10 protein-coding genes are annotated in these 11,917 nt (G+C 61.0%); 9 read left to right on the top strand and 1 reads right to left on the bottom strand.

Annotated elements, in window-relative coordinates:
• Window positions 1-28: 28 nt before the first annotated feature.
• From glgB to WMO44_RS05980, 9 genes are all read left to right on the top strand, one after another.
• Window positions 29-1,984 (top strand): 1,4-alpha-glucan branching protein GlgB, encoded by a 1,956-nt coding sequence (gene glgB / locus WMO44_RS06020; protein ID WP_349152065.1) that lies wholly within the window; start codon window positions 29-31, stop codon window positions 1,982-1,984.
• Window positions 1,985-2,119: 135 nt separating this feature from the next.
• On the top strand, window positions 2,120-4,042 hold the full coding sequence (locus tag WMO44_RS06015) for a hypothetical protein (RefSeq protein ID WP_349152064.1): 1,923 nt from the start codon (window positions 2,120-2,122) through the stop codon (window positions 4,040-4,042).
• Between the two features lie 33 nt (window positions 4,043-4,075).
• A complete protein-coding gene (locus tag WMO44_RS06010; RefSeq protein ID WP_349152063.1) occupies window positions 4,076-4,447 on the top strand; it encodes an FKBP-type peptidyl-prolyl cis-trans isomerase in 372 nt (123 codons plus the stop codon).
• A gap of 16 nt (window positions 4,448-4,463) precedes the next feature.
• Complete coding sequence (locus tag WMO44_RS06005) at window positions 4,464-5,033, top strand: trigger factor (protein ID WP_349152062.1); 570 nt, start codon at window positions 4,464-4,466, stop codon at window positions 5,031-5,033.
• A 4-nt stretch (window positions 5,034-5,037) separates the two neighbouring features.
• Window positions 5,038-6,348 carry a 4Fe-4S dicluster domain-containing protein gene (locus WMO44_RS06000; protein ID WP_349152061.1) on the top strand — a complete coding sequence of 437 codons (1,311 nt, stop codon included), beginning with the start codon at window positions 5,038-5,040 and terminating at the stop codon, window positions 6,346-6,348.
• A 277-nt stretch (window positions 6,349-6,625) separates the two neighbouring features.
• Complete coding sequence (locus tag WMO44_RS05995) at window positions 6,626-8,653, top strand: ABC transporter substrate-binding protein (RefSeq protein WP_349152060.1); 2,028 nt, start codon at window positions 6,626-6,628, stop codon at window positions 8,651-8,653.
• A gap of 569 nt (window positions 8,654-9,222) precedes the next feature.
• Window positions 9,223-9,777, top strand: a complete 555-nt coding sequence (locus tag WMO44_RS05990; protein WP_349152059.1) for an NUDIX domain-containing protein — start codon at window positions 9,223-9,225, stop codon at window positions 9,775-9,777.
• Window positions 9,774-10,460: an RluA family pseudouridine synthase gene (locus WMO44_RS05985; RefSeq protein WP_349152058.1), complete on the top strand. Its 687-nt coding sequence runs from the start codon at window positions 9,774-9,776 to the stop codon at window positions 10,458-10,460. Before WMO44_RS05990 ends, WMO44_RS05985 begins: the two co-directional genes overlap by 4 nt.
• A 10-nt stretch (window positions 10,461-10,470) precedes the next feature.
• Window positions 10,471-11,157: a GntR family transcriptional regulator gene (locus tag WMO44_RS05980; RefSeq protein WP_349152057.1), complete on the top strand. Its 687-nt coding sequence runs from the start codon at window positions 10,471-10,473 to the stop codon at window positions 11,155-11,157.
• A 75-nt stretch (window positions 11,158-11,232) separates the two neighbouring features.
• Here WMO44_RS05980 and WMO44_RS05975 read toward each other — a convergent pair whose 3' ends face one another.
• Complete coding sequence (locus WMO44_RS05975) at window positions 11,233-11,814, bottom strand: manganese efflux pump MntP (RefSeq protein ID WP_349152056.1); 582 nt, start codon at window positions 11,812-11,814, stop codon at window positions 11,233-11,235.
• Window positions 11,815-11,917 lie beyond the last annotated feature (103 nt).

The following is an 11,917-nucleotide window of genomic DNA, read 5'->3' as shown; positions in this document are numbered from 1 at the left end:
CAACATAGAGAAGTAAGGAGATCTTTGCATGAATTACCCTGTGATCCCCCGCACGTTTTTCAGTGGCGACTGCTTCGATGCCTACCGCATTCTGGGTGCGCACCCCTGCACCGACCCAAACGGCGCCGAGGGCTGGCGTTTTGCCGTGTGGGCACCCGGTGCCACCGCCGTGGAGGTGTGCGGCGGCTTTGACGGTTGGGAGCGCGGTGTGCCCATGGAAAAAGCCGATACCGGCGTGTGGAGCGCCTTTATCCCCGGCCTTGCGGAAGGAGATCTGTACAAATACCGCGTGCATGGCGCGGACGGCAGCACCGTGATGCGCAGCGACCCCTACGCCTTTGCCACCGAGCTGCGCCCCGGCACCGCCAGCAAGCTGACAAAGCTGGACTTCACCTTTGACGACACTGCGTGGATGGAGCGGCGGGATAAATGCCGCAACCGCCCGCTGAACATCTACGAGCTGCACGTCGGCAGCTGGAAGCATAAGCCCGGCGCAACCCGGCCGGACGGCTCGGACGGGTGGTACAACTACGAGGAGCTGGCGCGGGAGCTGATTCCGTGGCTGCTGGAGCACCACTTTACCCATGTGGAGCTGCTGCCGCTGGCCGAACACCCCTTTGACGGCAGCTGGGGCTACCAGACCACCGGCTATTTCTCGGTGACCAGCCGCTACGGCACCCCCGCCCAGTTCGCGGGCTTTGTCAACGCCTGCCACCGCATGGGCATCGGCGTCATCATGGACTTTGTGCCGGTGCACTTTGCCGCCAACGCTGACGCACTGGCAAAGTTTGACGGCACCTACCTGTACGAGTACGACAGCGACGTGGGACAGAGCGAGTGGGGCACCTGCAACTTCAACTACTACCGCCGGGAGGTGTGCAGCTTTTTGAGCAGCGCCGCCGGGCTGTGGATGGACGTGTACCACTGCGACGGCATCCGCATGGACGCCATCTCCCGGGCGCTGTACTGGCAGGGCGACCCCAACCGCGGCGTAAATCAGGGCGCGGTGAACTTTTTGCGCAGCCTGAACCACGGCCTGAACGAGCGCTGGCCCACCGGCATCTACATGGCAGAGGACTCCACAAACTTTTTAAAGGTGACCGCCCCCACCCGCTACGAGGGCGTGGGCTTTGACTACAAGTGGGACATGGGCTGGATGCACGACACGCTGGACTACTTTGCCACCCCCTTCGGCGAGCGCCCGGGCTGCTACGGCAAGCTGCTGTTCAGTATGCACTACTTCTACAACGAGCTGTATCTGCTGGCGCTGAGCCACGATGAAGTGGTGCACGGCAAAAAGACCATCATTGATAAGCTGTGGGGCAGCTACGCGGAAAAATGCGCCCAGCTGCGCACCCTGTATTTTTATATGTACACCCATCCCGGCAAAAAGCTGAACTTTATGGGCAACGAGCTGGCACACTTCCGGGAGTGGGACGAAAAGCGGGAGCTGGACTGGAATTTGCTGGAATACCCTTTCCACGATGCCTTCCAGAAGTACTTTGCTGCCCTCTGCCGCACCTACGCCTCCGAGCCCGCCCTCTACGATGGCGAGTACAACCCGGACTGCTTTGAGTGGGTGGCAAACGAAAGCTGCGCCGAGGGTGTGTACGCATGGCTGCGCAAGGGGCGCGGGCAGAACCTGCTCTGCGTGATGAACACGCAGAACCACGCCCACAAAAAGTTCCCTCTGTACCTCAAGTTCCCGTGCAGCGCAGAGCTGGTGCTGGACACCGAAGCCGGCACTTGGGGCGGCGTGCACAAGGCGCACCGCAAGCAGAGCTTCCACACCACCGACGGCGGCGTGTTCGGCAGAGACTACACCCTGACGCTGGACCTGCCCGCCATGGGCAGCTATCTGCTGCGGCTTACCCCGGAAGCCCCCAACCCGGACGCCGCCCGCCTGAGCGCCAACAGGGCGCTGGCGCAAAAGCGCAAGGCGGCAAAGGCTGCTAAGGCCGCTGCGGAAGTTTCCGATAAGTAATATTTATGCAAAAATGTCCCGTCTGCTTTGAAAGCGGCGGGACATTCTGCATTTTTCGCCGCCGGGGTGCTGGACAGTGCCCCGGGGAGTTGTTATACTGTAAGGTATGAAACTTTGCAAGGAGGGTCTTGTTCCATGACCGAACCCATTACAAAGCCCCGCGTTTCCGCTGCGGCGAAAACTGCGCTGGCGCTGGCGGCAGCGGCGGTGCTGCTGGCCGTTTTTGCGCTGGCTGCGCCCGGCAGCAAGTTCTTTTTTCCGCTGGTGAGCCTGTGGTGCAACTTGGCACTGTTTGCCTGTGTGCTGCTGGTGCTGCGGGTGGCGGGGGTAAAGTTCGACCTGTTCCACAAAGCAATCATTGTTGGCCTGTGGGCGGCGGCGCTGGTCTATTTTTTCTGGGCGCTTGGCCGCCGCAGCTTTGTTTACATCTGGGATTATTTTAACTATATCAGCAAACAGTACAGTGCCGAAGCCGCCTTTTTGCAAAGCCCGGCGGCGGGTTTCCAGTACATCTTCGGCTCCTTTGCCGAGGACTATACCAACTTCATCACCCTGTTTCTGGAGTTTCCCTTCTGCCTGAGCGACCACACCGGCGACAGCTTTGCCTTTTGTCAGGTGTTCAGCATCCTGCCCATGCTGCTGGTGCTGCTGGCAGGGCTTACCATGAAAGTGGGGCAGATGCTGCGGGTGAAAAACCGCTTCTGGTACTTCCTCATCGGCATGACCTGGATGGTCACCTACCCGTGGCTGCGCATGAGCGCCATGCTCAGCCAGCCGGACTGGTTCGGCCTCATCTTCGGCTTCAGCATTCTGCTGCTCACGCTGGACTTCCGGTTTGAAAAGCTGGAGCCGGTGCGCTTTTGCCTTTTGTTTGCCGCCACGGCAGCCATCATCCTCTCCCGCCGGTGGTACTTATACTTTGTGGTGGGCTACTACTTTGCCTACGCGGTGCTGGTGCTGGTAAGCAGCGCGCGTACTGCCCGCGCCGGGCAGAAAAAGCAGGCGCTTTTGCAGGTGCGCAACCTCGTGCTGTTCGGCCTGATGAGCATGGTGGCCATGCTGATCCTGCTGTGGCCGATGGTCAGCCGCATCCTCGCTTACAGCTACGCCGAGCGCTATTCCTACTATAACGGCGGCGGCTTTGTGGCCGAGATCTCGCTGCATTTCTTCCGCATGGGTCTGATGAACCTTGTGCTCGTGGGCATGGGGCTGTGGTTCAGCCTGAAAAAGCGCAAAATGCCCGCGCTGCCCTGCCTTGCCGGGCTGGAGATCCTGCTGAGCATGCTGCTGTTCACCCGCATCCAGAACACCGGCTCCCACCAGATGCTGCTGTTCCTCCCGGGGTGGTTTCTCCTGTTTTTGCTGGGCGCCGCGGCGCTGGCCGAGGGCATCAGCCGCTTCCGGGCGGCAAAGGTCGTGTTCTGGGTGTTCACGCTGGTGTTTGCCACCTCGGTGCGCTGCTCTCCCCTGACCACCATTGCCCTGCCGGGCTTTCTGGTGGATCACTTCCCCCTCAAGGCGGCGTCGGAGTTCATCCGGCTGGACAAGCTGATCTACGACCGCAAGGATCTGCCGCAGATCAAGGCCATTGCCAACTGGATCGACACCCACTGCGCCGAGGGTGAGCTCAGCTACATGATCCCCCACGATATGCTGTACTGCCCGGATCACTTCAAGAACTGCCTTCTGCCCGAAATGCCCATCAACGATAAGCTGGCCTTCGGCTTCTCGGTGCCGGGCACCCACAACTTCCCCATGCAGTTCTTTGAAGCGAAGTACGTTCTCACCGCCGACCCCTTCCCCCAGACCTTTGTGGGCAAGGGCGAACTTTCCCACAAGCTGAACGAGAGGTTCCTTGCGGTGCGGGAGCAGTACTTTACACAGGAAGCCACCTTTGATATGGGCAACGGCACCACCTTTACGATCTGGCGGCGCACCGCAGCCCCCACCCGCGCCGAGGTGGAATATTACCTGAGCGCCTTTAAAGAAGAAGATGCCCAGTACCCGGAGATGTTCTCCCAGATCGCAGAAAGCTGGCTGGCCGCCCGCGGGCTGTAACGCCGCTTTGCTATATAAAAGGAGTGTTCGACTATGGAACAGACTGCAAACACCATGCCCGCTGCCGCCTTAGGGCAGTACAAGGGGCTTGCCTTCACCCGCCGGGTGCGCCCGGTATCGGAAAAGGCCGTGGACGCGGATCTCGCCAACATGGCGCGTGTCCATGCGCCCTTTGTGCCCACCGGCGACCCCGCCGCCCGTGGGATGCGTGTCACGCTGGATTTCGAGGGCTTTCTGGAGGGGGCTTCCATCCCGGACAGCCGGATGGAAAATGTGACCGTGGTGCTGGGCACCGGGCAGCTGATGCCCGCCGCAGAAGAAGCGGTGTACGGCCACTGCGCGGGCGAGACTTTCCGCTTCGACTTCACCTACCCCGCCGACTTCCGGCAGGACGGCGCAGTTTGAGATCTGCCTGCACACGGTGGAGCGCAAGCAGGTGCCCCCGGTGGACGATGCCTTTGCCAAGACGCTGGGCTATGAGGACTTGGAAGCCCTGCGGGAGAGCCTGCGGGAGAAAAAACGCCTTTCCCACGAAGCCAACGCCGACCGCATTGCCGGGGCGGCGCTGCTGGATATGGCAGGCGCGAACCTGACCGTGGAACTGCCCGCAGAGCTGCTGGCACAGAACGCCGAATACCAGATGACCCAGCTGCGCCAGCGGCTGCGCAAGAGCCAGATGACCATGGAGCTCTACTGTAAGAGCGCCGGGCTGACCCCGGAGCAGGTGCGGGAGGGCTACCGCAAGGAAGCCGAGCGCCAGCTGCGGGCAATGCTGGCAGTGCGCGCCATTGCCGAAGCCGAAAAGATCACCGTGACCCAGCAGGAGGTGGACGCCGAGATCGCCCGCCTTTCCAAGCTGCACGACACCCCGGAAGAAGAGATCCGCAAGGTGCTGAGCCGGGACGCCATCGCCGCCGCCGTGACCAACCAGAAGGTGCAGCGTTTCCTGCTCGACCACGCCGCCCTTACCTCTGTTGTGGAAAAGGAGTAAGACCATGGGCTTTTTTACCAGAACTGCAATGGATGCCCTGATGAAGACCAGCCATCCCGAGATCAACCGCCGCCAGTGCTGGAATTTGCACCCCCACCGCAAACCCTGCACGACCTGCAAGGACATCTGCCCCTACGGCGAGGAGATCTTTACCCGCCCGAACCTCGTCAAGGACTGGGACCCCTGCACCGACTGCGGGCTGTGCGTTTCCGCCTGCCGCAGCGGCTGCATTGCGCCCTCGCCGGAGCAGGTGCAGCGGGATACCGCTGCGGCGGATTCCGACAACGATACCATCTGGATCGGCTGTGAAAAATCCACCCGCAAAAACACTGTGGTGCGCAGCTGCATCTGTGCCCTCTCGTGGGAGGCGCTGGCGTATCTGGCGCTGAACAAAAAGATCGTGCTGGACCTGACCCCCTGCGGGCAGTGCGAGAACGACCTGTGCGCCGAGCAGCTGCGTAAGGAACTGACCCGCCTTGTGGACTTTTTCGGTCAGCCGATGTTTGAAGCGCGGTTCTCGCTGGCGTATGAGGAAAAGGAGTACCCCTACCATGTGCAGGAGCTGACCCGCCGCGAGATGCTGGAACAGGTGAGCCACGGCTCCAAGAGCGGCACCAAAAAGCTGCTGCAAATGCTGCCCGGTCTGCGCAGCGAAGAGGACAGCGGGGTGGACTTCCGCCTGCTGCTGCACCAGCGCACAAAGCAGCTGAAAGCCGCCATGGAAACGCCCCTGCAGTACGGCTACTATATGCCCAAATTCACCGACAACTGCTTTGGCTGCGGCCGGTGCGAAAAAGCCTGCCGCGCCAACGCTTTGAAGTTTGAGGAGATGCCCAACGGCCAGACCCGTATGGTGCTTACCCCGTGGAAGTGCAGCGAGTGCGGCGTGTGCATGAACGTGTGCTCCAACAAGGGCTTTGACGGCATGAAGCTGTACCAGCTTACCACCCTTGGCCCCGTGGTGCTGCACAAGTGCACCAAGACCCTGTGCAAGCAGTGCGGCAAGCCCATTGCCCCGGACAGCGCCGAGGGACTGTGCTCGGTGTGCCGCATCAAGGCGCGCACCCAGAAGCGGCAGGAGGAAGCGCGTCAGCGCGCCGAGCAGCTGAAGGCCGAGCGTGCCGCCAAAGCCGCCGAAGAAGCCGCCAAGGCAGCAGAAAACGCTGCGGAAGCTACGGCAGAAACTGCCGCCGAAGCTGCCGTAAAGACTGCGGAAACCGCCGCCACTGCCCTGCCCGATACCATCCCCGCCGGGCAGAGCGCAACCCCTGCCAATGTGGCTGCGCCCAGTCTCGAAGCGCCGCGCTCTGAGTAACAGCCGGACGATTGGGAATGCGCTCCGCGTTGCTTTGCGCATAAATAGCGGAAAAATTATTTTAAATAGAGCAATGCCGGAGCGTCTGCGGACGCTCCGGCATTGCATTTTCACGGGGAGGGGTCAGCCCCCGCCCCGGCGGAAACTATTTGACGTTGCACCCAAACAATGCTATACTGGGCTTAAAGTTACCAGTAATAGCCGACAGACTGTTCAAAAGAGGTAACGGATGTGGTTCCGTTGCCTCTTTTTTTACAAAGAGCGAAAGAGGTTTTTTATGATGCATCATGCTTTTTCCCGCCGTCAGTTCCTCAAGGCAGGCGGCGCGGCAGCCCTTTCCACCGCTGCTGCCGGGCTGCTGAGCAGCTGCGGCGGCTCCGCTGCGGGCGGCACTGCCGCAACCGGCGACAGCGCTACCTACACCGTGCTGTACGCCCGCCAGCCCGCCACCCTGAATTATCTCATCTGCTCTGCCGACCCGGACCTGTACCACGGCACCCATTGCGTGGACACACTGGTGGAGTACGACAGCCGTGGTAAGATCCGCGAAGGCCTTGCCACCAGCTGGGAGTGGGACGCCGACACCCTGACATGGACCTTCCACCTGCGGGACGAGAACTGGGTGGACTATACCGGCGCGGTGCTTGGCCCTGTGACCGCGCAGGACTTTGTGGACGCGCTGGCCTATCTGCTAAACCCGGACTACGCCTCCGGCACCGCCAGCCTTGTCACCCCCTATGTGGCCGGGGCTGAGGACTACTATAACTACTGCGTCTGGCGCAACAACGCCAACAACGGCACCGTGGCCGAGGACGGCACCACCTACACCATCGACGCCGCAGGCACCGTCACCCTGACCGCCGCCGACGGCAGCACCACCACCTGCCCTGCCGTGGATTTTTCCTCCGTGGGCGTGGCTGCCGTGGACGAGCACACCCTGACCTATACTTTGAACTACGACTTCCCGGGCTTTTTGAGCCTGTTGAACTACGCTCCCTTTGAGCCTGCCTACGGCCCCATGCTGGCAGAGCTGGGCGACCAGTTCTGCACCAGCGCCGAGACCGCCTGCAACTGCGGCGCGTTCTATCTGGCGGAGTACACCCCGCTGGAAAGCTGGGTGATGAAGAAAAACCCCGAAAACTACGATAAGGACAACGTCTATATCGACACCATCCGCTACATCTACAATCAGGAGGCGCTCATCAGCGGCCCGGAGATGGTGCGGCGCGGCGAAATTGACCAGGCCACCATCAGCTCGGATATTCTGGACAGCTGGCTGGCAGATGACACCACCAAGGATATGGTGTCCATGGATCGCCCGGAGACCGGCAAGAGCTACTTTTATTTCTTCAACTTCCTGCCCTATGCCCACCAGTTCCCCAACTGGAACACCACCGGCGTGGATGCCCAGTACCAGCCGGACAACTGGGCCAAGGCGGTGAACAGCACCAACTTCCGCAAGGCGTTCCTGTACGCCATCAATCCCGCCGTTACGCTGGCGGTCACTGCGCCGGAAGGGTACGAAAACTACAAGCTGCACACCATCACCCCGTCCTCCTTCTGCGCCGACAGCAAGGGCGTGGACTACACGGAATGCGGCGCGCTTGCCAAGGTGACCGACCACTTCAACGAAGCCACCGCCAAGCAGTACCGCGACGCCGCCGTGCAGGAGCTGACCGCTGCGGGGGCTACCTTCCCCATTAAAGTACAGTACCCCTACAACCCCGCCGTGGTGGACTGGGACAAGCAGTGTCAGGTGTTCAAGCAGCAGGTGGAGGGCGTATTGAACGACGGTTTCGACTTTGTGGATATTATCATCACGCAGGGGCCGTCGGATAACTTTTTGAACGCAGTGCGCCGCGCGGGTGCCTACGAGTTCATGTCCTACTACTGGGGTGCGGACTACTCCGACCCCGAGACCGAAGTGTACCCCTTCTATCAGGAAGCGGGCGACCGGGGCACCTGCTACGCCTTTCTGCGCACCGGCGTAGAGGACGGCATCATCACCGGCGAGACCGCCGACTATGTCATGACCTACATGGACATGGTAGAAAAGGCCAAGGCCATCACCGCCGACCTTGACGCCCGGTACGCCGCCTTTGCCGACGCCGAGGCGTACCTCATCGAGAATGCGCTGGTCATCCCGCTCAGCCTGCCGGTGCCGCCCTACATCGCCACCCGGCTGAACCTGTGGGAGGGGCAGTACGCCCCCACCGGCTTCTCCTCGAACCGCCTGAAGGGCATCCATATCCTCGACCACTACGTTTCCATGGACGAGTATAACGCCAACCGGGATGCACGGTAAAACGATTTAAATGCGCTCCGCGTTGCTCTGCGCATAAATAGCGGAAAGAATATTTTTAATAGAGCAAAGCCGGAGCGTCTGCGGACGCTCCGGCTTTGCATTTTCACGGGTGGGGTCGTAACGGTCAACTGCATTTGCAGCGCCTGCTTCCTGCGGAAGCGGCGGCGCTGCGGGGAGCGGGCAAACCCTCTCCGTCATCGCTACGCGATGCCACCTTCCCCGAAAGGGGGAGGTTTTGCTCTACTGACCGGGAGATGGCAAAAAGCTCCCCCTTCGGGGGAGCTGGACGCGACCAACGGGAGCGGACTGAGAGGGTTTGTTCCCCGAAGAGCTGCCGCTCCCGGCTACGACCCCACCTGTGAAAATAGCGTTTGGAGCGCTCCGCAGAGCGCGACAAACGCGAAATTATAAATATTCTTTCCGCTGAACATGGCCAGAGCGCAAGCGGAGGCCATTCCAAATCGTCCCCCCCTCTTGTATTTATCATATCTTTATTGACAACAAACCGTACTTTGCCGTAAACTGAGAGCATAAAACCGGCGCTACGCCGGAAAAGGGGCGTAAAACAAATGAACGATACCATCCACTTTGAAAAAACTCTCTCCAGCGAGACCCTGTTCGAGGGGCGGGTCATTACTCTGACCAAGGACACCGCACTGCTGGAAAACGGCAAGACCGCTACCCGCGAGGTGGTGCATCACCACGGCGGCGCCTGCATCCTGCCTTATTTTGCAGACGGCACCATCTGCATGGTGCGGCAGTTCCGCTATGCCATGCAGCAGCAGCTGTGGGAGCTGCCTGCCGGTAAGCTGGAAAAGGGCGAGGACCCCTTTGCAGCCGCCAAGCGGGAACTGGAAGAGGAGTGCGGCCTGACCGCCGATAACTACATCTCGCTGGGCGAATTCTACCCCACCGTGGGCTACGATACCGAGGTCATCTATACTTGGGTAGCCACCGGTCTGCACGAGACCAAGATGCACCTTGATGCGGACGAGTTCCTGACTCCCGACCGGGTGCCGCTGGAAAAGGCATATCAGATGGTCATGAGCGGCGAGATCAAGGACGGCAAGACCATTGCGGGCATCCTGAAGCTGAAGGCTCTGCTGGACGAGGGCAAGCTGTGATCTTATACGAGGATGCCGCCCTTGTGGTGCTGGACAAGCCCGCCGGGCTTTCCAGCGAGGAGGGCGTACCCGCCGCGCTGCGCGCCCACTGGAACGCGCCCAATGCCTTTGTGGGGGTGGTGCACCGGCTGGACACCGGCGTGTCCGGGTTGATGGTCTATGCCCGCACCCCGGCAGCTGCCGCCGCCCTGAGCCGTCAGGTGACCCAAAGTCAGGACGCCTACGCCGTGCAGGATGGCCGTGCCGAGGGCAAAGCCGCCGCGCCGCAGTTCGTCAAGCAGTACCGCGCGATCATTGCCGGTGCGCCGGACGCACAGCTGCCCGCCGCCGGAGTGCTGCGGGACTACCTGTTCAAGGACAGCCGCAAGGGCAGGGTGTTCCCGGTCAGCCGTCCCCGCAAGGGGGTGCGGGAGGCGGTGCTGGAATACCGCATCCTTGCCACGGCAGGGGAGAGCAGCCTTGCCGAGATCACCCTGCACACCGGGCGCACCCATCAGATCCGGGTGCAGTTTGCCAGCCGCAGGCACCCGCTGTACGGCGATGGCAAATACGGCAGCCGCCAGAAGGGCAGCATTGCCCTGCAAAGCTGCAGCCTGCGCTTTGTGCACCCGGACACCGGCAAGCCCATGGCCTTTTCTCTGCCCCTGCCCGCCGCCGCACCGTGGAAGGAGTTTTTGGAATAAGGTGAGTGATATGGAACAGCAATACAAGACTGATGCCGAAATTTACGCCGTGCTGGAGCGGGAGATCATCGACCTGACCATCCGTCCCGGCTCTTCGCTGAGCGAGAACCCGCTGTGCGCCCGGTTCGGTGCGCCGCGCTCCCTGATCCGGGTGGTGCTGCAAAAATTGCAGGAAAATGGGCTGGTGCGCATCGTGCCCTACAAGGGCACCACCGTCACCCGGCTGAACCGGCGCATCGTGGACGAGCTGATCTACGAGCGCACCGCCGTGGAGGGGCGCATTCTGCGGGACTTTGCCCCCATCGCCACCCCGGCGCAGCGGGCGCAGATCCGTGCGCGGGTGGACGCCTACGAGGCCCTTGCCCGTGCCGAGAACCCGGACTATAACAAGCTGTACGAGGTGGACTGCCGCCTGCACGAAACATGGTTTGCCGCCATGGATAAGATGTACCTGTGGAGCACCTTACAGAACGCCCACGCCGATTACAGCCGTTTCCGTATGCTGGACACCATGACCACCGGCGGACTGGACGAGGTGATCGCCGACCACCGCAACCTGCTGAACGCCATCGAGCGGTGCGACCTTGCCGCCTTTGAGCCGCTGGTGGAGCGCCACCTGTACGGCGGCATCCGCCGCCTTGGCAGCAAGCTGACCAAGGAATATGCCGACTTTTTCGAGCCGGAAAACGTGAAATAAGTCAAATTGTTCCACGGGGAACAAAGATGATATAACAAGCCCGGAGTGTCCGCAGACGCTCCGGGCTTTTGATATTCAAAACACCCCGGTGATGAAAATTTCCAGTCCGATGCCGATAAGGATGACACCGCCCAAGATACTGCCCTTGCCGGAAAGCTGTGTGCCGAACTTTTTGCCGATGCGCAGACCCGCCATGCAGAGGATGAAGGTGACCACCGCAATGATGATGGCGGCGGTAAGTGCCATCAGCCAGCCGTACTCCGAGATGGTGAAGCCCACCGAGAGGGCGTCGATGCTGGTAGCCACGCCCTGCATGAACAGCGCCCCGGCGCTGAGCTCTGCCGCTTCCTCGGCTTCCTCGCCGCGGATGCCGTCTACCAGCATCTTGCCGCCGATATAGCCCAGCAGTGCCAGCGCGATCCACGGGATAAAACGCTCAAAGGACGAAAACAGCTCCACGATGGTATGCACGCACACCCAGCCGATCATGGGCATTGCCGCCTGAAAAAGGCCGAAGGTGCCCGCGATCTTCACCATGGTGCTTTTCGTCATCTTTGGGTCGTGCAGGCCGTTTGCCATGGACACCGAAAACGCATCCATCGCAAGCCCCACGCCCAGCAAAACGCTGTTGAGAAAAAACACAAAACTCCATTCCATTCTGTCTGCCTCCTGTTTGTTGACCGTAATCCAAACCAAAACAAAACCCGGCCCCGGGCGCATTGTACGTCCGGGACCGGGTGATTTTTTGAGATCCACTCCA

This window comes from Faecalibacterium tardum (assembly GCF_040096515.1).
Classification (GTDB): Bacteria; Bacillota; Clostridia; order Oscillospirales; family Ruminococcaceae; genus Faecalibacterium; species Faecalibacterium tardum.
Note: the sequence above shows the minus strand (reverse complement) of the source record. Positions and strands in the feature narration are given on the sequence as shown.